General features: G+C 38.5%; 18 protein-coding genes and 1 pseudogene. 1 reads left to right on the top strand and 18 read right to left on the bottom strand.

Translation table 11 applies throughout. The features are described from left to right. Positions 1-7: 7 nt before the first annotated feature. The 14 genes and pseudogenes from CRO15_RS03150 to CRO15_RS03085 form a co-directional block, all read right to left on the bottom strand. Positions 8-496, bottom strand: a complete 489-nt coding sequence (locus tag CRO15_RS03150; protein WP_097044319.1) for a GDYXXLXY domain-containing protein — start codon at positions 494-496, stop codon at positions 8-10. Continuing rightward, positions 483-1,559: a DUF4401 domain-containing protein gene (locus CRO15_RS03145; RefSeq protein ID WP_097044318.1), complete on the bottom strand. Its 1,077-nt coding sequence runs from the start codon at positions 1,557-1,559 to the stop codon at positions 483-485. Before CRO15_RS03145 ends, CRO15_RS03150 begins: the two co-directional genes overlap by 14 nt. Further along, positions 1,547-2,497, bottom strand: a complete 951-nt coding sequence (locus tag CRO15_RS03140; protein WP_097044317.1) for a DUF2157 domain-containing protein — start codon at positions 2,495-2,497, stop codon at positions 1,547-1,549. Before CRO15_RS03140 ends, CRO15_RS03145 begins: the two co-directional genes overlap by 13 nt. Positions 2,498-2,638: 141 nt before the next feature. Next, on the bottom strand, positions 2,639-4,084 hold the full coding sequence (locus tag CRO15_RS03135; protein ID WP_097044316.1) for a sulfatase family protein: 1,446 nt from the start codon (positions 4,082-4,084) through the stop codon (positions 2,639-2,641). An 86-nt stretch (positions 4,085-4,170) separates the two neighbouring features. Beyond that, entirely contained in the window at positions 4,171-4,866 is a 696-nt protein-coding gene (locus tag CRO15_RS03130) for a hypothetical protein (RefSeq protein WP_097044315.1), read from the bottom strand. A 42-nt stretch (positions 4,867-4,908) separates the two neighbouring features. Next, complete coding sequence (locus tag CRO15_RS03125) at positions 4,909-5,337, bottom strand: MarR family winged helix-turn-helix transcriptional regulator (RefSeq protein WP_097044314.1); 429 nt, start codon at positions 5,335-5,337, stop codon at positions 4,909-4,911. Between the two features lie 81 nt (positions 5,338-5,418). Then, entirely contained in the window at positions 5,419-7,176 is a 1,758-nt protein-coding gene (locus CRO15_RS03120; RefSeq protein ID WP_097044313.1) for an arylsulfatase, read from the bottom strand. A 145-nt stretch (positions 7,177-7,321) separates the two neighbouring features. Further along, positions 7,322-8,950, bottom strand: coding sequence for a S41 family peptidase (locus CRO15_RS03115; RefSeq protein WP_097044312.1), 1,629 nt, complete (start codon positions 8,948-8,950; stop codon positions 7,322-7,324). Then, positions 8,928-9,329, bottom strand: coding sequence for a ribonuclease P protein component (rnpA, locus tag CRO15_RS03110; RefSeq protein WP_097044311.1), 402 nt, complete (start codon positions 9,327-9,329; stop codon positions 8,928-8,930). Before rnpA ends, CRO15_RS03115 begins: the two co-directional genes overlap by 23 nt. 90 nt (positions 9,330-9,419) lie before the next feature. Continuing rightward, a complete protein-coding gene (locus CRO15_RS03105) occupies positions 9,420-11,276 on the bottom strand; it encodes a M1 family metallopeptidase (protein WP_097044310.1) in 1,857 nt (618 codons plus the stop codon). A gap of 1 nt (position 11,277) precedes the next feature. Next, positions 11,278-12,927, bottom strand: a pseudogene (locus CRO15_RS03100) (S8 family peptidase). 28 nt (positions 12,928-12,955) lie between these two features. Next, positions 12,956-13,822, bottom strand: a complete 867-nt coding sequence (locus CRO15_RS03095; protein WP_097044309.1) for an MBL fold metallo-hydrolase — start codon at positions 13,820-13,822, stop codon at positions 12,956-12,958. An 85-nt stretch (positions 13,823-13,907) separates the two neighbouring features. Then, positions 13,908-16,130 carry a SulP family inorganic anion transporter gene (locus CRO15_RS03090; RefSeq protein WP_097044308.1) on the bottom strand — a complete coding sequence of 741 codons (2,223 nt, stop codon included), beginning with the start codon at positions 16,128-16,130 and terminating at the stop codon, positions 13,908-13,910. Next, positions 16,127-16,915, bottom strand: a complete 789-nt coding sequence (locus CRO15_RS03085; RefSeq protein ID WP_097044823.1) for a universal stress protein — start codon at positions 16,913-16,915, stop codon at positions 16,127-16,129. The genes CRO15_RS03090 and CRO15_RS03085 overlap by 4 nt, the downstream gene beginning before the upstream one ends. A 185-nt stretch (positions 16,916-17,100) precedes the next feature. On the opposite strand from CRO15_RS03085, the gene CRO15_RS03080 reads away from it, so the two are divergent. Beyond that, a complete protein-coding gene (locus tag CRO15_RS03080) occupies positions 17,101-18,927 on the top strand; it encodes a cation:proton antiporter (protein WP_097044307.1) in 1,827 nt (608 codons plus the stop codon). A gap of 25 nt (positions 18,928-18,952) precedes the next feature. On the opposite strand, the gene CRO15_RS03075 is transcribed toward CRO15_RS03080, so the two are convergent. The 4 genes from CRO15_RS03075 to CRO15_RS03060 all read right to left on the bottom strand — a co-directional run bounded on the left by CRO15_RS03075 (position 18,953) and on the right by CRO15_RS03060 (position 23,527). Beyond that, positions 18,953-19,519: an outer membrane beta-barrel protein gene (locus CRO15_RS03075; RefSeq protein ID WP_097044306.1), complete on the bottom strand. Its 567-nt coding sequence runs from the start codon at positions 19,517-19,519 to the stop codon at positions 18,953-18,955. Positions 19,520-19,570: 51 nt separating this feature from the next. Beyond that, positions 19,571-20,992 (bottom strand): hypothetical protein, encoded by a 1,422-nt coding sequence (locus CRO15_RS03070; protein WP_097044305.1) that lies wholly within the window; start codon positions 20,990-20,992, stop codon positions 19,571-19,573. Positions 20,993-21,054: 62 nt separating this feature from the next. Next, positions 21,055-22,902 (bottom strand): 7TM diverse intracellular signaling domain-containing protein, encoded by a 1,848-nt coding sequence (locus tag CRO15_RS03065; protein WP_097044304.1) that lies wholly within the window; start codon positions 22,900-22,902, stop codon positions 21,055-21,057. Beyond that, on the bottom strand, positions 22,883-23,527 hold the full coding sequence (locus tag CRO15_RS03060; protein ID WP_097044303.1) for a response regulator: 645 nt from the start codon (positions 23,525-23,527) through the stop codon (positions 22,883-22,885). Before CRO15_RS03060 ends, CRO15_RS03065 begins: the two co-directional genes overlap by 20 nt. Between the last annotated feature and the right edge of the window lie 19 nt (positions 23,528-23,546).

The following is a 23,546-nucleotide window of genomic DNA, read 5'->3' as shown; positions in this document are numbered from 1 at the left end:
AATAGGACTATTCTATTCTTTTGAGCTCTTCATCATATAAACCTATCAAAAGGCTATTGCCTTTGTCATCTACTTTTATGCCCCCATATTTTGCATTTTCATATTTCTCTGCTTCTCCTTCTTGAAAGAAAAAGGATTCTGCACCAATATTTATTCCCCGCCATTCTCTAGAGGTATATTCAACAAGGAGTTCATCCTCGCCCAAAGGGGTTATGCCTTCTTGCAAGCGAACACGATCCGCAGAACCATCTTGAAGCAATTTCACAACACAAAAACCACGCTTGGGAATACTATCTGAATTTATGTTTTCCGAAATTTCGTACCGCAGATTCATATAATCGCCTTGCATTAATGATCGGGGATCAACGGGGGCCAATTCCAATAAAATGAGTTGTCCATCAGCAAGTAAAATTTCTTTTTTCCGCACAGAATTGTTGAAAACCAACAGGACCACCAATAAATTGGCAAGAACAACAATCCATTTAATCTTTTTCATATACCCTAAGTTTTTTAGATGTGAACAAGTAGAATAAAATGAAAATAACCCCGGATACCATAAGGATTATCGACTTCGTTAAAAGCGTCAAATTAAGATCATAATAATATTGTGAAACAAAATAAATAAGTGAAATAATTCCAATTACCAGACCGGTTTTATAGTTGGTCATGAAGCTCAGTAAAATGATGAGAATAGCACCAGAAATAGCGGGCGCAAATACAGTTGGTAAAAGTATAAAGGCGCTAAGTGTATATAAAACCACTTTGTTTTTCATTGAACTGACACCAACAATACCTGAAATATAATGCACCAAATAAATAATAGCGGAAAATATGGTAAGTGAGGAGAGCCACACATAACCAAAGGACAAAGGCATTAAATCTCTTTTGCCAATGGCAACAAATCCAAATAACAATGAAAATAGTAGTGCGATACGAACAGGGTCATATAGTTTGGACAGTTTGATGCCAGATGTGATTATCTCAGCCTCATTAATAAACCAATAGGCAAGCAAGAAGGTATTGATGGCGATGTAAATATGAATAAAATCGTATAGATCATTTGAAATTATCATGAACAAGAAGCTTGCATTTATGGCAAGTAAAGAAATGAAGGACAGCATATACCGCTGAACAATAACCATGCAACAGATAGCAATGACAATAATGAGGGCAGCAATACCATTTTCGCCTACATTATATTGAGCCAACGCTAAGATTAAAAGTATAAAGCCAATGATGTATGCAGAAATGCTAACAGTGTCAACAATAAGCTTATCGTATTTTTTATTAAGTAAAATAGCAGCCACAATAAGGCCAATTCCAAAAATTAATAATCCCGGTGCCGAATCGTATAGCCCCAAGATAAACAAGAAACTTATGAAGGCAAGAGAAGCTAAAAACCCACCAAAAATGGATAAAACCTTAATTGCCAAGCTTGATTTTTCCTTGCTCTTGTTCAAATATTCTTGCATTAATGCATTTTCATCACATTCAAAACGTGAAGTTTCATCTGCTCTAATAGTTTCCAATATGGATTTTATGCTTGTTACTTTGTCCATTTTTTTTGAAGATCTATTAGTGTTTTTATGACCAAGGTTACACTGGCAATAATGAATAGGCCTATAAAGAATACCATTCCCGCATCTTCGGAAATTTTCAAGAGAAAAGCTGAAACAATGACGATGCAACTAAAGGAGATTATTGAAAGATAAAAACTGTTCTTGATTCTTAAAGCATACCAAACACCAACAGCATAAAGGGAAAGGACTAAAAACAGCAGCAACACAAAAAAGGGGTCGTAGTTTTCAAAAATGCCGGAAACAATCCCGATTGTGCCAAAAGAAACAGAGGCCAAAGCCAACACATTGGTAAACCAGCCTGGAGGGTTAGGTTTCTTTATTAACGCTGGAAGGGCTATAAAAGAAAGTAACAACAGGGTGTTGATTGTGAAAAGCAATGTAAAGACAGTTACCCCAGACCAATTGTAAGCTACTTGTTGTGCATACAATATCAAAGTGGTATTGATAAGTGTGATATATATCAGCCACAGAGGGCTAAAGTTTGAAACAATGACCCAAAGGGTTATCAACAAGGTCCAACCAAGGAAAAGATCATAGGCATTTGCCCCGGTTTGATAAATCTGTCCAAAAACAGCCAATAGCACCCCAACTAAGATTGAAGATGCGGTAAGCAATATATTTTTGGTCACCAAACTGATTTTGGAAAACAAAAGGATAAGCGTGACCAATACCAGTAAACCTTCTATAAGTCCAATTTTGGTAAACTTATGAAGCTCTTCCCAATTGTATGCAAAGAAGAAAATTATTCCAAAAGTGATGAAAGAGATGCCTAAAGCCAAAAAAAACAACTTCAGAAATTGATGCCATGCTGAGGCGTTGTTATAAATGTTTTCTTTTAGGGTTTTGGCAATATTTTTTTGCGACCAATTGCTATGCCTATTTATAATTTGAATGTCCTCTCTATTGATTTTTGCCATTCTATGAAATCTGAGAGCGCCCTAATGAGTTGGGCACACTTATATGGAAATATAATAAAAATGACTCAGTGTGCTTGCATAAATTGATGGTTGGTGTATTCTGTTTTATACTTTGGAGGTTTTGTACAGAATATGGATTTCTCAGTTAAACATAAAATCTTCCAAGTTCAAAGGATCATTCATAGTTTTTTGAAGGGACAATAACTCTTTCCACAATGTATTTTTAGTAGAGGCATATTTTGGGTCGTCAGCAAGGTCATTCATTTCAAGAGGGTCATTTGTCAAATCGAACAAGCGTAATTTACTTGCATTGGGATAAGCGATCAGTTTAAAGCCATCAGTTCTTACCATACGTTGGGTGTTGGTGTAGCATCCGTAGATAGATTCATAATTTGTAGATCGTTCACCTTTAATCAAGGGCATAAGACTTTTAAATTGCACAAAGTCGGGTTTTTCAGCCCCGGCCAATTCTAAAATGGTGGGCATCACGTCCTGTAAGTACACATCTGCATCTATTTTTTTGTTTTTCGGGATGTTGGGTCCAACAACAAACAAAGGGGTACGCACACTATGATCATACATGTTTTGCTTGCCTAACAAACCATGTTGACCAACGGATAGACCATGGTCGGCAGTAAAAACAATATAGGTATTTTCCATTTCGCCAGAAGCTTCAAGGGCATCTAGAATCTTTCCAATTTGTTCATCCATGTGGGCAATTACGGCATAATACTCTTGTCGATTCACCTTAACAGAGTATTCCGTTCTAGGAAATGGCGCCAATCGCTCATCGCGTAACTTTCTTCCACTGCCCATTTCCTCATTGTATGGATATTCCGTCAAAAAAGTAGTGGGGAGCTCAATGCTGTCCAATGGAAACATTTGCACAAATTTTTCAGGGGACTGTCTGGGATCATGAGGGGCGTTGAATGCCAAATACATAAAAAACGGATTATCTTTATGGATGGCATCAGCTATAAATTTTGAAGCATCATCTGCCACCACTTCGCTCCAGTGGGTACCACCTTTCCAAAATCCATTTTTTGATTTGTCCCATGGCCTCCAAATGGTATCTGTCTCACTTAAAGGCCTGTTATAGCCTTCTTCGGTTTGATTGGGCATACCGGGCCTAACATGAACCACATTTTCAAAAACTTCTTCTGCCGGTTTGGTCACGTGCCATTTTCCCGTCATATACGTGTTATACCCAGCATTCGTCATAATGTTTCCCCATAAAGGCTGTTGGTAGCTGTTGGCACGCATCAAAGAATCTGCCTTATGGGCATTCCAAATGTATTGCCCGGTGAGCAGCATTGCTCGCGAAGCCACACAAATGGCTCCGTTCCATCCTCCCATATTGTATGTATGGGTAAAGGCCACCCCACTATTGGCAAGTTTATCCAAGTTTGGGGTGTGAACTTCATCATTCCCTAAAGTTTTAATGGTGTTGTAGGATTGATCATCAGCAAAAATGAAAACAATATTCGGAGGGGTTTTCTCCTTCTCCACCTCTTTTTCCTTTTCCTTGCAAGAAATGTTAGTAAGAATCAAAGCAGCAAAACCGAGGAAAAAAAGCAATCTATTCATAATGTGGTTGGATTAATCAATGTATAAACATAACGATTTACCAAGGAATGAAATTAACAACGCTTTCCATTTTTGTGAAATACCCCCTAGTTTTTACGGGTTAGTTGAATAATTGACAAAACATGCAAAAAAACGGCAAAGGGCATTAAAAATGTAGGTAATAACAAGTAAGGAAATTGGTTGAAAGCAATCGGAATGCCGGTATTGCCCCAAATAGCGGGGAAATAAAAGGAGGTAATAAAGATAAAAGCAGCGAAAAGGACAACGAGAATTCCGATAATATTCCAAACAACGAGCACTTTTGCAGAGGCATTTGGTCGGTTTGCATAAATTGCAATGACTATGGCGGACAACCCTATCAACACATCATAATTTGCCCCCTCAAAGGTTACCTGAATAGGTAAGACTCCACTTGAAAAAGTGAAATAGAACAGCACCTCAATTACGGCCCTAAAACTTTGAACTGCTATGGGAAGCGCAATGGGAATGGCAACAATTATGTTGCGGTTCCTGTTCCTAAACAATAAAAGCGCAATAAATAAAAATACGGGAAAGACCATAAATAGCGGAATCCTGGGTGGGAGGGATAGGTCGTAATAAAAGCCCGTATTCCAAACAAAGAACTGTAGTGTCAACCAAGAAAGTGTACCAATGATGGTTATGGCCAAGGCCGAGTTTCTTTTGGAGGGAGCAACACCAATTTTTTTCATGGCATTGTTAAGCGTCCACAGTAGAACGCCCAATAGGATTACAAAAAGTAAAATGTAAGAAGCTTTGATCATGGCTAAAAGTTAAGGTTGTATATACAACTATTTATTAAAAAATTACTTGCTCAGTTTACTTAGCACCAGGTTAATTGCGTTTTCTCCGTTTGTTCCCAATATTCCACGAACTTCGGTCATGGCATTATTCCAGTGCGGAATAATACTTTCAAGGAAAGCTTGGCCGTTTTCCGTGGTAAACAAAAAGGAATCAGAATTGGCGGAAATAAAATTCTTTTCAATTAACCTGGTCAGGTTTCTGTTAACGGTCGATTTTTCCAAATACAACAGCTCCGAAATTCGCTTCTGAGTGATGGAACTCCCTTTGGTGACCACAAAAAGAATGCTCAATTGACTGTCCGTAATATCAAAAGGCTTTAAATGCTTTCTAAAAATATTTGCGATGATCCTATTGCTTTTTCTAATATTCCCAGATATGCATGTAGATGGATTGCATGTTTCAATATTTGGATATTTTGAACTGTCCTGCATAACACAAATATAATCAAATAGTTGTATATACAACCAATATGATGATTGTAAAAAGCGTTTCTGATTTATATGAATAATACCTTATTTGATTTTCTCCATTTCCACCCAAAAAGGAAAAATCCTTTTTCCTTTCCACATATAAAAAGGAACAAGCGAACCTTTCATTTTGGGGAGGGCAACGTTTTGCATTTCAATCACGTCGGTTTTGGTTTCATTTTTCATTTGACTGACCACGGTGCCTGTTTCCAAAAACATTCTTCCAGATGCTTCAACGGGTTTCACAAACTTAAACTTGATGTTGTAGTTACCTGGGGCAATTTCTACCTCCCATTTTCCATAGACTTCTTCCTGGTTCCATATTCCGCGTTCTCCGGAGGCATCATTTCTGTTAAGGATTAAAGGGTTTTCAGCATCATTTCCAACTACAATTGGTGGGGGATTCACCAGATTTTCAGAAGCGATGAGTTCGTGATAAACAGCATCCATTTCCTTTTTTAAATCAACTGCTAAATCTTGGTTTTCCCGTACAATGTTTTGTTGTTCATTGGGGTCGTTTTTGATGTTGAACAGACCAAAATCGGCAATGGAGGCATTATAGTTTGTTTGTCCAACCAACTTATGTTCTCCTTTTTGAAGTGCAATATTATGGTAAAGCTCAGGATACCTTCGTGCCCAATAAAAAAACAAGGAACGGTTTGCCCAACCTACCTTTTTATCTTCCAAAAGGGGCAAAAGGCTCTTACCATCAATCTTTCTATCAGAAGGAGCTTCAACCTTACACAATTGGGCTAGGGTAGGCAACACATCAATGTGGGCTGAAGTAGTTTCTATATCCTTGTTCCCTTTAAACTGTGATGGGTATCTTAAGAAGAAGGGAACCCGTACACCTCCTCTATAAACACTTCCTTTTAGCCCTCGCATTCCACCAACATAGCGGAGTTGTTGAGGTCCGTTGTCCGTCATAAAGATGATAATGGTATCTTCGGCAATTCCCAATGTGCCAACCTTTTTAAGCAACTTTCCAATATTATCATCAATATTGGTGACCATGGCATAGACCTTTCGGGCATCTTCCTTGTCCTTCTCGCTCATTGCACGAGAGGTGGAATTGTTTTTTTCAAAAGCAATTGAGGGATCTATATCCTTATATTTTTGATAGTACGTATCGGGTACTTGCAAAGGGGTATGAGGAGCGTTGAAAGACAGATAACAGAAAAAAGGCTGCTCTTTGTTTTGTTCAATAAATTGAACTGCGTTGTCCGCAAAAATATCAGAACAATAACCAGTATATTTTTGCTGCTCCCCATTATGCCATAAAACAGGATCAAAATAACTTCGGTCTCCCTCAAAATAGGTGGTGAAGTCCCCAACCTGTCCCATTCCGCCGGAAAGATGAATCAGGGATTCATCAAAACCTTGGTCATTGGGTCTGCTAGGATAGTTGTCTCCCAAATGCCACTTGCCAAAAATTCCGGTGCGGTATCCGCCCTGCTTCAACATTTCTGCAATGGTTACTTCATTAGCAGCCATAATGGCCCCGCCATTATAGGTATCCCTAACACCGGTACGCAAAGAATAACGCCCTGTCATTAAACTGGAACGCGTTGGAGCACATACTGGCGACACATAAAAATTGTTGAGACGAACACTCTCTTTGGCAAATTGATCTAATACAGGGGTTTTTATCTGGTCGTTTCCGGTGATTCCCAAATCGCCGTAGCCTTGATCATCCGTAATAATAAGAATTACATTTGGCCGTTTTTTTTCTTGGGCATGCGCACTAAAAGCCATCAGGGCAGTAATGATGACAATACAAGCGCTTTTCAACTTAAAAATCATGAAAGGTTGTTTTTGGTTTGGTTACCACCTTTTGTTCACTAAAAAATGATGGTGTTACAGAAAGATAACAAAAATGGCTTACCGTTGGCAAAATGTAATGGCTACAAGTGGCATTGCGTTACATAAACAACAAAAAAGCGTGAATTTACTTTAATACGTCATTATACTTTGTCTTATCGTTCATTAAAGCAGCGGCAGCCAAAATAGCCTCATCATGTTTTAGGTAATATTGATAAAGCCCTTCACGGTAGAAATAACGCTTAATAATTTCATCTTCAAGGTTCTTCTGTATTTCTTTTTTATAAGTGTCCAGAGCCAAAATTTTACCTTTGTTAACTGCTAGTAGTAGGTCTTTATATTTTTCTTGAACTGCCGACCCCAATAAATGCTCATCACTGTTTATGGCGTCTTCCAAAAGCTCCTCTGTTTTGGTTTGGAAAGAAAAATCTTGGGTCTGTGCATAACGTTTAAATGCTTCAAAATCCGAATCGGAGAATGCAAACGTATCCACGGAATCAAAAGAATGATCATAATAATAGTCCGTAGCAAAATCAAAAACCACACTGTTTTGCTGCAAGGCGTCGATTAGGGTGTTGGATTTTAAAGAAGTGATTTCAATATCCGGCATTACACCTCCTCCATCTTGTACTTTTCGGCCATTTCTTGTGGTAAATTCTTTGAAGTTTGTGTTTTTAACAGCATTGCCTTCTGTATCTCTATTCCAATAATCCAAAGATTGTATGCAGCGCCCTGAAGGTGTATAATATCTGGATATTGTTACTTTTAGTTGAGTACCATAAGTGAGTTTTAAGGGTCTTTGTACCAAACCTTTTCCAAAACTTCTTGCCCCCATAATTACCGCCCTATCCAAATCTTGTAAACCTCCAGAAACAATTTCACTGGCAGAAGCACTTCTGCCATTGACCAAAACTACCAAAGGAATATCAAGATCCTCAGGTTGGTTTTTGGTTTTATATTCTTGGTTGAATTTTTTTACCTTGGATTTTGTAGTGACAATAAGCTCTCCTTTGGGTACAAATAGATTGGTAATATTAATGGCTTCTGACAACAATCCCCCCGGATTTCCACGAAGATCCAGCACCAACCTTTTGGCTCCTTTCCCTTTTAGGTCGCGTAATGCCGACTTGGTTTGGCTGGATGCTTTCCTATTGAATTTTGAGAGCACAATATATCCAGTTTTGTCATCGATCATGTTGTAGAATGGAACAGCATCTACTTCAACACCTTCGCGTTTTAGGGTTGCAGTCTTTGTTTCTCCTTGTCTTACAAATGTGATATTAATCCCGGTATTATTTGCTCCTTTTAAAAGTTCACTGGCATTATCGTCAAAATCGGATACTTTGATATCCCCAATTTTGATAATCTCATCACCAGCTTTCAACCCGGCCTTATCGGCTGGATAACCTTTATATGGTTCAACCACCACTATTTTACTTTCATAGGAACGAACCAAGGCTCCAATTCCAGAATATTCACCAGCATTATTAATTTTATAAGCCTCTACATCCTGTTCATTTAAAAACCGGGTATAGGGATCTAATTCATCCAACATGTTTTTGATAGCAGAATCCATAAGTTCGGCAGGATTGGTTTCATCCACATAGTTCATGTTGAGCTCTTTAAACAGCGTGGTGAAAATCTCAATTTGTTTGGCAATCTCGAAGAAATCACTTTTAAAACTGCTTCCCATTGCTAAAAAGACAACGGCTACTATAGGGATTAAGACCTTCTTATTGAGAATTGTTTTTTTCATGGGATTCTTTTTTTAAAAAAGCCATCAAGAGCTTGTTTAAGGACTCGTCTACTTCATTGAAGTTAGGCATCTTATTGCCAAGATATAAAAATAGAAATGCATAGTTCCCTTCAACCTTGTTAAAAACCACCTCTTTGTTCAACCGGTATGCTTCTCGCATCAGACGTTTGATACGGTTACGTTTAACAGCGCTCTTAAACTTTCTCTTTGGGGCTACCACCCCAACTTTAAGCGTTGTACTATCTTCAAAATCTACTTTGGTGTAGATTAACTTTATGGGAAAAGCATTGATGTTCTTTCCTTCAACAAAGAGTTGCTCAAAAACTATTTTGCTTTTGAGCTTTTCTTTTTTTGGGAATGACAAACCTTTAGAGTCCATGTCAAAATTATCCTTTCAGGGATAGCCTAGTTTTACTCTAAGTTACAAGTAAAAATGGTATAACCCATACATGGAGTTTGTTGTAAAGTCTTAATCAAGTATTTTTTGATGCACATTATTTTCCCCATTTACATCTGCCATGAGTTGGGACGGGTCAATCATGATAGCCTTTATTTCGGTTAAAGGTTTATCAATAACAAAATTGTATGTTGGATGAGACCAAGACCAATCATCTAAGACGGTTCTTTTTAAATTGGGATAAGGATTTTCCTTTTCTCCCCGCATCATACGCAACGGAACATAATAGGTTTCTTGTGTGCCATCTGCGTTCACTACCAAAATATCTAAAGGCATGGGCATCTCACCAATCCGTTCCAATTCAACAGTGGTTTTTGCACCATCTCCCTCAACAGCTTTTATGGCATAGTCAATGGTATTTGTGGTTTGGGTCCAATCTGTCAAGTACCAATCCAGTTCCATTCCAGAAACCTTCTCTGCAGTTCTTTTAATATCGTTGGGCACAGGGTGCTTAAACTTAAAATCTTCGTAATATTTTCTAATGGTTTCCATTAGTTTATCCTGACCAATTATATAGCCTAACTGAGATAGAAAAATGGAGCCTTTACTGTAGGCTGCAATTCCATATGCAAAATTAGTGGCAAAACGATCGGCATGGGTAGTCTGTGGCTTTTCCAACCCAGAATTTACCAAGGCGTAGTAACCTTTGTACGAACCTTCAAATGGATTTTGTTTTCCTTCCTCCATAATCTCGTTCATACAAAGTGTGCTAATGAAAGTTGTGAATCCTTCATCCATCCATTCATATTTGGACTCATTGGTTGCCAAAATATGTTGAAACCAGGAATGCGCCAATTCATGTGCCATTACTCCCACTAAACTTCCAAAATTTCTTTTTCCCGTTATCAAGGTGCTCATGGCATATTCCATTCCACCATCGCCTCCTTGAATTACGGAATACTGATCATAGGGATATTTGCCAATGTTTTTACTGAAAAATCGCATAGCTGCTTCGGTTTTTGGCTGAAGCTTCTTCCAGTTTTCAATAATTTCAGGGTCGTTTTTATACAAAAAATGAAGTGTTGGTCCATTTTCCATGTTAACTACATCGTGAATGTACTCTGAATCAGCGGCCCACATAAAATCATGCACGTTGGGTGCTTTAAAGTGCCATGTAATGGTCTTGCCTTTGATTTTTACCGTAGTTCCCGAAGTTTCATATCCATGTCCCACTTCCTGCGGATTCTGTAGGTAACCAGAACCTCCAACAGTATAGTTTTTATCAATTGTCAATTTCACATCAAAATTGCCCCATACACCATGAAACTCCCGGCCTATATATGCATTGGGATGCCAACCTTCAAAATCATATTCTGAAAGTTTTGGGTACCATTGACTCATTGATAGGGCAACACCTTCTTTACTGTTTCTTCCGGTTCGTCTTACTTGAAGTGGCACCTGACCTTTGAATTCCATTTCTAAAACTGTTTTCCCTCCTGCCGGAATTGGGCTTGCCAAATCCACCACCAAAATAGTTCCTTCCTCGCTAAAAGAAACGGTGTTTCCATCTTGACTTAAGGATTGTACGTGCAAATAGCCCATTTCACTTTCCGAGAGGGAAGCAATTCGACTTTTCCCATCATCCATCATGCGCTTATCAGGATCCTTTACACTTTGGAGACGGGCATCCATTTCGCTCCCAGGCTGAAAGGCATTGAAATACAAATGGTAATATACCCGGTTCAAAACATCGGGTGAATTATTGGTATAGATTAATTTTTGACTACCTGTGTATTGAAAGGTCTTAACATCCATTTGCACATCCATGGTATAATCCGCGTGCTGTTGCCAATACGAAGTATTGTTCTGTGCTGCTAAAATGGTAATACAGGCTATTAGGGAAAACAGGGATAAAAACGTTTTTTTCATTTTATTTGGTGTTCTTGGTCAGGGTCATTTTACCTTTTGAAATGTTGTCTGCAAAGAGAAGTGCATTATAGGCATTGACCATTTTTCCTGATTTTGAAATTTTATCGAAGGTAGTGGCATTTTCTGGCTCTCCAGAAACAATTACGGAAGCTTTTGTGCTCAATCCAGATTGGATGATAACCTGCTTTACCTGAGATGCTGATAGCTGAGGATAATATGATCTGATCAGTGCAGCAACACCTGCTACCGCTGGAGCAGCCATGGAAGTACCTCCCTGAAAATCATACTCATTATTGGGTAAAGTGGAATAAATACCATCTCCCGGAGCAAAAACATCTACATTTTGCTTTCCGTAGTTAGAAAAGGAAGCCACCATTTCAGAGCCATAGCTGCTGGTAAGAGCTCCAACCGTGATTACATTGTCAGCAAATTCCACCCCTCCGTATTTATGATCATTGGGATAGTTTGGGTTTTCTGCATTGTCCAAATCATTCCCATCATTTCCAGCTGCGTGAACAATTAGGACATCACGCGAAGCGGCATATTGAATTGCATCATAAACCCACTGGGCATTTGGGGAAAAAGCCTTTCCAAAACTACAATTGATGATTTTTGCTCCATTATCGACCGCATAACGAATGGCATTGGCAATATCCTTATCATATTCATCACCATTTGGTACTGCACGCACACTCATTAATTACACGTTTTTGGCAACACCGTTCACTCCTTTTCCGTTGTTTCTTTCAGCAGCAATAATTCCCGCCACATGTGTACCATGGCTTTCCGTATCTACCCGGTTTTTTGGGTTTCCGTTACCATACGCCTTATCCTTTAGATCATATGGATTGTCACCAACAGGGGTTCTTCCGTTAAATTCTTTGTTGAGGTTATAATTTACCTGCTCGGTAAAATAAGTAATCCCTTCGGAAAGCTCTTCCATAACACTTGGAATACTCTCTCCATAGGAGAACATTTGATTAATTACCGCAACATTTTGTTTCATTTCCTCCGTTTTGGCTTCAACGGCCATAAGCTCTGTTTTGGTATAGGAATCTTTGCCAAGTTCTTTTTTAATAGCATCATTGGCGTTTTTCACTACCTGAAAAATCTGCTCGTACTGTTGTTTGTTTTGAAGGGCTTTTGGATATTCTTCATCCAATTTTAATCTGGCTTTGGCTCTTGCTGAAGCATCGCCAATATTTAAGCGTAACATTCTAACATACTCCAATTGCTCATTATATGCTTCGCCTAAAAAGTTATATCCGTGAATGTCATCAATATATCCATTTCCATCATCATCTTTTCCATTATTGGGTCTTTCTCCTTTGTTGGTCCATAATACATCATCCAAATCCTCATGTTCTAGATCCATTCCAGAATCCACCACAGCAACAACAACGGTTTTTCCACTTCTGTTTTTAATGATTTCCTTGTAGGCTTTGTCCACGCTCATTCCAGGAATGGTATCTGAAACAAGATCGGCATGGCCCCAGGTTTTTTTCTGGTCTTCGGAGAGCTCAGAAACTTTAAGAGGCACTGCATCAATGTTTTCAACCGGTGTTGAAACAAGGGTGGTGGCACCACAGCTCATTAAAAGAATTGAAGCGGAAAGCGAGGCAAAAGGTATTTTGATGTATTTGATGTTCATAAATCGTATTTTATTGAAATGTAAAACTTTATTGTGATTTGAATATTTCATCGAAAGAAAACAATTCGTCCAATCGCACCCCTTTTTCAGTTTGTTTTAAGGTACATAGTTGGTTGTGGGCATCATGTTCAAAGAACAGAAGCCAATTATTTTCAACTGCATTGTTTAAAAACTTTGCTTTTTCGTCCAAGGTCAGTAATGGTCTAGTATCATACCCCATAACATAAGGTAATGGAATATGCCCTACGGTTGGGATAAGATCCGCTGTAAAGACAATGGTTTTCCCTTTATAATTTAGCTTGGGAAGCATCATTTTCTCTGTATGTCCATCCACAAAAAGGATACCAAACCCCAATTCTGATTTTTGAAGGTACAAAGTATCATTGGACTGAACGAAATTGAGTTGACCACTTTCATGCATGGGCCACAAATTCTCTTTTAAAAAGGAAGCTTTTTCACGGGCATTGGGTTTTGTGGCCCATTCCCAATGGTTTTTGTTGGTCCAAAAGCGGGCATTCTTAAATGCAGGCTCATAACCTGTTTTGTCTTTGTTCCATTGAATGCTTCCACCGCAATGGTCAAAGTGAAGGTGCGTTAAAAACACATCCGTAATATCATTTCTATGGAAGCCTAAATTTGCCAAAGAACCGTCCAGGGAATGATTTCCCCACTGATAGTAATAGCCAAAGAACTTTTCAGATTGCTTGTTCCCCATTCCATTGTCAATCAGAATAAGCTTGTCTCCATCTTCAATAAGGAGGCAACGAGCAGCTATATCAATCATATTGTTGGAATCTGCCGGATTGGTTTTGTTCCAAATAGATTTAGGGACCACACCAAACATGGCGCCTCCATCTAGTTTAAAATTACCGGTCTCAACGGGATAAATAGTCATTCAGAAAATAAATGCCGTGCAAAATAAGAAAAGCCTGATGCAAATTGTTAAAAAAAGGTAGTTTATTGGCCGTATTTTAACAAAATCAACTAACAAAGCAAGGCTTTAGGAGCTTTTGGAGTTGTAGGCCAAAGTAAATCATGGCCTTTATTTCCTGTACGCTCAATAAGCGCTCTTTTTTAAGAATCAACAGGGAATTCCCATTGGATTCAATGTGATAATACGGGTTGCTCTCTAAAAATAAGATGAGCTCATCATGAAACAAAGCTTGTATCTCACTCGTTTCTTCCCCACTTAAAAAGAACCTTCTATTAAAATCGGAATGATTTTCAATGGTAATATCCTTAAACCCTGCCAGCTTATAAATCCGTTCCAAAAGTCCTTCTTTGTCCAGGGTAAAAACTGGAAATTGATGAGGAAGGTCAATGTGCATGACTGTTGATTTGATTACTTCTTTGGCCACAAATGCTCCTTCGGTAAACTCAAGGTCAAATATTGAACAGTTATCTTTTTCATCTATAAGATGGTTATACAAATAGCTTATCTCACGGGTTTTGAAAAAAATGAAATCAGATAAAAAAGAAGTTTCAACATTTTTTCTGGCGCTATAGCTCCAATGAAGCTCCATGGCAGTTTCTTCCAAATGTGACTGTCTTCTGGTAAAATACTTTTCTATGGGCTTTAAGGTTTCCAACGGAAGGATCTTTCGTATGGCAAAGGGGTGTTTGGAATCTGTACCATGTTTATCCAATCCTACAATTTCTATACTACCACCTTTTTTGGAAAAAACATGCATGTAAGATTCAAGCCCTTCCATAGCGGTATGGTCTACAAACCCGCACATAGAAAAATCAACGATTACGTTTTGATCCTCTGGAATGGCATCCAACTTGTTTTTGAGCTTAAAAAAATTGAGAAAGCTGCAGAAATATTTAACGCTTACATAATAGTTTTTCTCCTCATGCTCTTGAAAAAGAAGCACATTGGGTTTAAAAAGATTTCCAACAAACAAGAACGCACTTCTGTTAATGATGATGTGGATAAGCAAGGTGGTAAGGATACCCATTCCTATTCCGGTAATAAGATTGGTGAAAAGTGTAGTGATCAGTGTGGCCAAAAAAATGATGATCTGTTCCTTTCCAATTTTTGCCACCTTTCTGAAGGTTTTTGGAGTGGCCAGTTTATATCCTGTGTACACCAAAATGGCTGCAAGGGCTGCCAAGGGAATTTTTTTGAGCTGTTCTTGAAATAACAAAATAAAGATGATCAGAAAAGAAGCGTGGAAAAAATTGGCAGACCTGTTTGTAGCACCGTTGTTCACATTTACAGAGCTTCGGGCGATTACCGTAACCACATTTAACCCTCCTACCAAACCGCTTAAAGAAGTTGCTAGCCCCAATGCCTTTAAATCCTTGTTTACATTGGACCGCCTGCTTTGGGAGTCCAACTTGTCCACTGCTTTGATACTCAATAAGGATTCTATGCTGGCAATAAGGGTAATTGCAAAAACACTCACAATAAAATCTTTCTGTAAGGCTTTAGAAAAATCGGGAAAAGCAAGATTGGAAAGCACATTTTCAGGAATGGAGATAAGATAGGAGGCATCCATGGGAAAAGGCAAGTTCAACCATCCGAAGGAATAGCTGAAGCTTACCGATAATATCAAGATCCACATGGGAGCGGGAATCAGCTGGAAATATTTATTTCTGATTTTTGAATAAAAGATCATGATTAAAAGGCTTACAATTCCAATTCCGGCAGCAACGAACTCTTCAACGGTAGCATTTTGGGCCAGATCAATTAATCCGTTGGGAATCTGGGCCAACAATTGAACAATACTTCCATGTTCATTGTTATGGCCGATCATAATATGGAATTGCTTTGCAAAAATGCCCCAACCAATGGCAGCTAACATTCCCTCAATGGCAGAAGCTGGGAAAAAATCGGCAAGGCGGCCCATTTTTAAGAAGCCGAGCAATAACATTAAGACCCCTGAAATTACAATGGCTGCTAAGGTGAACAAATATCCTTGATAGAGGTCACCACCGCCCAAAGTGGTAATGGCGCCTAAAAGAACAATTACCAAACCGTTTCCGGGGCCGGTAATGGTAACATTTGACCCTCCTAACAGGGCAACCACGGTTCCACCAACAATTGCGGCAATAATCCCAGAAATGGGAGGGGCATCACTTGCAATAGCTAAGCCAAGTCCGAGTGGAAGGGCTATCAACGAAACCACAAATCCCGAAAACAGGTTTTTTGGCAAGTCTTTAATAAAGAGTTGGGTATGGCTGGTTTTCGGCGTCAATTTGTTTTTCTAACTATAAGTAGATCGGTTGGTAAATCAGATAAAATATATTCTATATCATGTGGAAAAACCCGATCCAGAAGCCCTGTCTTTTTTGGTGCGTTCATTACCAAAAGATCGGCACGGACAACTTCAGCATAATGACCGATAGAATATCCTCGTTTTCCAAAAATGCTCTGGGTTTTAACTTTTAAATTTTTTAAATCCAGCTCTGGTATGGATTTCAAAAGCTTTCTAACTCTTGAATCTTCCCTGTGCCTGATTCGCTCTTTCAAAATAGAAGCCTTCTTAAGGGATTTGTCATCTTGAACGCTAACTGCAACCTCTTTTTGTCGGATCTCCTCCACAATGGTAAGCTGCTTTGCACCAAGTGCATTTGAGACATAAATGGCATTAGAAACCGCCAAAGCAGTTCCCTCGTCCTCCAAGCCATTTACCACTACATGTTTGCATGGAACCCTTTCTTCAGAGGGCTTTATAAGCAGTAATACTGAACAACAAACTTTTCTGGTCAGTTTTCGGGCAATGGATCCCACATAAAATTGGTATAGGTTTTCATGCTGAAGAGCTCCAAGAATAAGAAGGTCAATGTTGGAACCTTCACAAGTTTCCAATAGTACTTGATCAGGCCTCCCTGTTTTCCATTCAATTGAAATCTCAAGATTCGTATGTTCAATTTGTGATAAAATCTCGAGAATTTGCTGCTCTTTCTCTACTGTTTTCTCCCCTACATGCAACAGGAGGAGTTTAGCTTTAAAAAAATGGGCTATCCTAGAAGTTTCCATGATGTTGATTTTCAGGGAAGGCGAAAAGGCAAATCCAAATAAAACAGTTTTATATGGGTGATTCAAGGATTCTTCATTTAGAATGCACGCCAAGATAGCACATAATGAACAAAGAGATGACAGTGCTTTTTTAGATTAGTGAAATTTTTGAAGGAAAATCTGTATTTTTCAAGAAAACTATAAGGATGCTAGAGCTTGCGGGGATTATTATTCTTGGAATTATTGCACAATGGGTTGCATGGCGTTTTAAATTGCCTGCAATTTTACCACTGATTTTAATAGGTTTATTGGTAGGCCCGATCGCTACGCTTTATACTGAAGATGGCACAAAATTAATAGAACCTATTTGGAACGGAGAAAAAGGACTCTTTCCAGGAGAGGGACTTTATTATTTTGTGTCGCTTGCAATTAGTATCATTCTTTTTGAAGGAGGACTTACCCTAAAGCGGTCGGAAATAAAAAACGTTGGCCCGGTTATTACCAAATTGATAACCCTGGGTTCCTTGGTCACCTTTTTTGGAGCGGGGATAGCAGCCCATTATATATTTGGTCTTTCATGGCAGATTTCTTTTTTGTTTTCGGCATTGATTATTGTTACGGGGCCTACCGTAATTACACCTATTCTGCGAAACATTCCCCTAAAAAAGGATGTTTCTGCGGTCTTAAAATGGGAAGGAATTCTTATTGACCCCATTGGAGCATTGGCAGCGGTATTGGTTTTTGAATTTATAAGTGTAGGTGAGGGCAGTGCTTTCACTCAGACAGCATTGATAGAATTTGGTAAGATCCTGTTGTTTGGGACCACATTTGGGTTCACATTTGCCCACGCATTGGCATTTGCCATCAAAAAGAATTTCATTCCACATTATTTGATGAATGTGGTTTCACTTTCCGTTGTGCTTTTGGTATTTGTGGAGTCGGATGTATTTGCACATGAGTCAGGTTTATTGGCCGTAGTTGTTATGGGAATGGTCTTGGGCAATATGAATCTGCCAAACCTTAAAGAGCTGCTATATTTTAAGGAATCGTTGAGTGTACTTCTGATCTCCATTCTGTTCATACTGTTAGCGGCCAATATCAATATCAGTGATATGATGCTGATTTTCAACTGGAACACCGCTATACTTTTTGCGGTAATTGTTTTTATCATTAGGCCCTTGGGTGTTTTTTTAAGTACAAAAGGTTCGGGATTAAAATTGAATGAGAAACTGTTCATTGGTTGGGTGGGGCCACGAGGTATAGTTGCTGCTGGTATTGCCTCTCTATTTGGATCTAAATTATTGGCCAAGGGCGAGCCTGGAGCGGAATATATTACTCCCTTGGTGTTTATGATTGTTTTAGGAACCGTACTCCTAAATGCCACAACTGCTAGGGCTTTTGCCAAAATGATTGGGGTGTTTTTGACAAAATCCGAAGGCATTTTGATTATTGGAGCCTCAAAAGTATCCCGATTGATTGGAAATTACCTAAAGAAAAACAACAGACATGTGGTACTTATTGATAATAATGATTCCAATGTGGAAAAAGCAAAAAAAACTGGATTGGAGGCTATGTCGGCCAATATTTTTGCAGACTCACTAACAGATAACATTGAATTGAACGACATGGGATATTTAATGGCCTTAACAGGAAATTCAGATATAAACAAGTTTGCCATTGATAAGTTTAAAAATCAATTTGGGGAAAACGGGGCTTTTCGTTTGGTCAATTCAGAAGAGATGAATGACCCTGAAAACAACCCTGTAGAAGGACTTTTTTCGCACAAGGATGATTTCATCAAACTCATGGATGCCGTGCGTAAATACCCGGCCATCCATGAAATTGACTTGAGAGACAAGAAACACTATGATAGTCTTATCGATATTACCCTAAAAGACAATGATATTATCCCTGTTTTTACAAAATCACCTTCTGGAAGCATAGAAATCATTCCAGCCAACAGTAAAGATTTTGCGCCAAACGGTGATGGACATAAGCTAGTCTATCTAGGAAAAATGTTTGACATAGACTAAACACTAGGCCTAAATAGGACAAGGCTTAGAATGTGCGGTAAACCCTCACACTGTACTGTTCACTATCATTTTGAAAAGTAATTTCTGGTCTAATAACAAGTCCTGGTACTGGACGTATATCAAGGCCTACTGTAATATAATCTTCAAAATCAGAGTTCTCTTCCAAATAAGTGCCATATCCGTAATTGGCACCCACTCCAAATGAATCACTTAGATGGTAATCAACTCTAGCACTTACTCCGGCGAAATCAAAACCTTCGCCTTCTACAGTAATGTCACCAAAATCCCGATCTTTTCCGACAAAATGAGTATAGTTGACCTCGGGACCTACACTAAAACATTTAGATACCCTGAAGGAATACCCCCCAAATGCGCCATACAGAAAGGATGCGGCATCACCAAGACTTCCAGAAGGCACACCTATGCTTATTCCTGCGTAAAATGAGTTCTCCAAATCATCATCTGAAATATCAGAGACCGCAACGGGAACATCTTGAGTGGTTTCAGTTTTTCTTTGAGCATTGGCAGCTAAGATACAGGCCAAGAACAATAGACTAAATAGAATAATGGAATTACGGAACGTGGTTTTCATATTGTTGAAGTTTGGTTAATATAGAAGCACTCAAAAATTACAATTGCTGTGCTATTTTTTGGAAAGCGAAAAACGCCCACTAAGAATAAAAGCACCTAAGCTACCTTCGCCAAAGGCGATATTACTATATCCTACAAAAATCACAATGGCCTCTAGAGGCCTCCAAAAAGGACCAGCGCTATAGGAAAGGCCTCCTTCTCCTCCTTCACTTGCAGAAATGGCATAACCCAAACCAGCTTCAGCACCAAAGGCATCACTAAAACTATAGCTCGCTTTTGCCATAACAGGAATAAAACTTTCACCTTCGGCTTCAAAACCAAAATCCGTTTCCTTTCCTGTATATCTACTATAACCTGCTGTGGCACCAATTTGGAAATCATCACTTATGTTGTGATAATAGCCCAGTTCCGCACCATAGGTAATCCCATAAAAATCCTTTTCTTTACCAACGGTATTCCCAAGGTATACACCATAAGCAAATGAACCAGCTTCTCGGAAAAACCCGCCCTCGGCGTTAGGGTCATTTTGTTCTTCCTTATCTTTACCCCATTCCGTAACTACGTAGTTTTTATATTCATTAACAGCGTTAGGGTTTAAAAAAATATTTCGGGTATCTTTTATGAAGTGTGTGTCCTCCTTGTTGGATTCGGCACGTGCAGTCTTTTCTGTTTCAGTTCTTTCGGCACAGCATTTAATCGTCTTAGTAAAAATACCAGGGTTAATTGGGTCTCCAAAAGAAATCTTGGTGCCAGAATAGATTCCTTTAGATTGTGCTCTATATTCAAAAGCTCCATTTTTTACTGATGTAGAACCATTTTCTTCAGGACAATCACATTCGATAGAGGTTTCAATGCTCAAATCATAGGTAATGCTGGGATATTCGTATTTGGCAACCTTATAAGCAGGGGTTAAACTAACTAAACAATTTTCAAACTTGAACGAAGTTTTTGCTGCAAAAGGATAGGATCCTTTTTTATCTAGCATGTACTTTAAAACCCCATATGCTCTTTGTACATTATATTTCTCTCTTTTGGTAAGACCCCCGAGGTCCGTGCCGGTAAGCTGGGTCACAAAATCCACATAGCTAGATGTGTTTTGGAAGGTAGACAATACTTTGTCCATAGGTGTGTTAAAAGCACCTTTTGCATATTCTGGCTGGAGTAAAATAACCACATCGTCAGCGATTATGTAATCGTAGTCGTGTCGTAAGTTATAGGGAATTGGGCTGGGCTGTTTTTTTAGAAAAGCATCGAGTTGTTCTACAAATTCATTCGGCAGACAAAGGGAATTTGCAACAGCCCCTGCACTACTTGCTTCAGCGATGGTTTTATTGAAAACGCTCTGCAAGTTCAAAGATTCATCATCCATGATAACAATGTTGGAACTACCCTCTGTAAATTGACCAAAAGAAGAATAATTACCAATAAAAAAAGTCAAGAACAACAAAGATCTAAAAAAAGAATAGGCTTTCATTTCTACTAAGTTTTACACCAATCAAATTGATAGAAAAACAGCTTGTCTGTCAATACCTGAACTCAGGTATATTTTGTAGGAATAATGACCAAAATGGAGGTGCCCCTGCCCTGAGCGGAATCAAAAAGAAATTGTCCGTTCAGTTGTGCCACTCTGGATTTAATGTTTTTTAGACCAATGCCTGGAGTGTTTTTTTTAGAAACGCCCTGTCCATCATCTTCAAAACTTAACGTTACGGAGTTGTTATGTCCAAACAACTGGATATCTATAATGGAAGCGTTGGCATGTTTTATCACATTCTGAAGCAATTCCTGAACAATTCTAAAAAGATGCGTGGCAATGGTTTCATTAAGATTGTCTGGAAATTGAAAAGTATTAAAATTTATAGCTAACTGTTCTGTTTTTTCGATGGTCTCCAATAATTCATCAATGGCGCCAGTGAGTCCTACAAGTGAAATTTCTGAAGGGGTAATTTGATGAGCCACACCTCTAATATCTTCACAAATATCATCGAACTCCTTTTGCATTTCTTTATCAGCATATTTAGTGCTGAACAACCTTTTTAAGTTGGCTATACGGCTTCCAATATTGTCATGAAGTTCACCACCAACCCGTTTGCGTTCCTCTTCTTGGCCTTGAACAAAGGCATTCAGGAATTTTTGTTGTTGGAGTACAAGTTTGTTGGCCAATGAATTTCGCTCTTGATAAATGTGCCCAACAACCAAAGTAAGCGTTACCGTAAGAAAAAGTATTTCAATGGACGAGGCATAGAAAATTCCTGGAAGACCGTAAAACGAAAACTTTAGAAGGCCAAAACTGTGATGCAATACAAGTAAAATTGACCCAATGGCCATGAATAAATATGAAACGGTAAAGTAAGCTCCTATTTTTTTATTGTGTTTAATGTACACGAATATTTCATAGACCATTGCACAGATTAAAAACACGATGGACAGGTACCATAATTTCATGAAGAGCTCAACCTGTGCAGCATACATGGAATTTGCCATGAAATGCAGAAAAATTCGGAATGCAAATTGCAAAACAATGACTACCTCGATGCTTCTTTTGAGTTTGGGCAGATACTTTTTTGCCCTAAGAAGCTGCTGGGCAAAAAGAATAAAGATAGCCGTAGAGAGTTCAATGGAAATTACATAAATGGTACGTCCTGTATCCATTGATTCCGCAGGCAAAAGAACATTGGTGTAACCTAGATAAGAACTAATGAAAATGAACAAGACGGTTAAATAAAGCCCATACAATAAGAAAAGAGTACGTTTTATAAATACAAATAGGAGGGTTGTAAAAAGAAGGGAAAGCAGAATAAGGCCAACATAAGAACCAATGGCTATACTTTGAAAGGCATTGGTGCGATAATAGGTGTTCTTGTCCTGAACAGAAACATCCGTAGCCAACGGCTTGCCCTTAGATTTTTCAAACACCAGATAATATGATGCTTTTTCATAGGGTAATAAGGGTGTGGCCACTTTCCAAGTTCGCTCAACCGATTGTTTTAGGGTCTTTATTCCAATATTTCCTGCCAGTTCTAATGTGTTTTGTTCAACCTTATAGAGTTTTACATCCTCTAAAAATGGATACGAAAAGGACAGGATAATTTCTTTTGAAGTCTTTGAGTTGTTTTCCAAATTGAATTTTGCATAGGCTTGGGTTACATCAAAACCTAAATAAAAAAAAGACCTGATGTCATTAATGGGCCTGAAATGATCAAGAGTTTCTAAGGTAAATTTGGAACTTGCTTTTTGAGAGATATAAAGTTGAGAAAAATCCTTTAAGTTTTTTGTAATAGAAGTGTTATTTATAACAATAGTGTCATTGGGATATGCAGTTGAAGAACAAACTGAAAACAGAATAAAGAGAGAACAGCAAAGCTTACAGCAGTTGATTTTCATGTACAAATGTTACAAGTTTAATGCTACTGTCAACCCCAAGTTTTCGATAAATATTTTTTTTGTGCGTTTCCACAGTCAAGGGGCTAATGTGCATTGATAGTGCTATGTCGGGAACCTTGTTGCCGTCGCATAAATATTTTATAATCTCTTTCTCTCGAGGCGTTAATTGTATGCCCTTGTAAAACTCATCATCAATTTGATGGCTTTCTTTTTTAGGCTTGAGCACTCCCTTCCCATAGTAAAAGCTTTCTTCCCTGGAAACATGTTTAAGGGCATCATATAGATCTTCCGAAGAGCAGTTTTTTAGTAAAAACCCATTTGCCCCCTCATTAATAGATTTATTAACTATGGTTCTTTTATTGTACATGGTTAGTATAAGAACTTTGACCTCATTGTTTTTGCTCCTAAGTTCCTGTAAAACTTCCATTCCATTTTTATGAGGTAGATTAAGATCTAGAAGAAGAATGTTGGGAGTATTTTTTTTAAGCGAAAAATACAGTTGGGAAAAGCCATTTACGGTATCCACAACTTCAAATTCTGGAAAATGTTCAATTATGGAACATAGCCCATCAATAACAATTTGATGGTCCTCACATATGATTATCCTATTAGATGGGTTTCCCACGTAACTACAAATCTTTGAA

This window comes from Flagellimonas pacifica (genome assembly GCF_900215465.1).
Taxonomy (GTDB): Bacteria; Bacteroidota; Bacteroidia; order Flavobacteriales; family Flavobacteriaceae; genus Flagellimonas; species Flagellimonas pacifica.
Note: the sequence above shows the minus strand (reverse complement) of the source record. Positions and strands in the feature narration are given on the sequence as shown.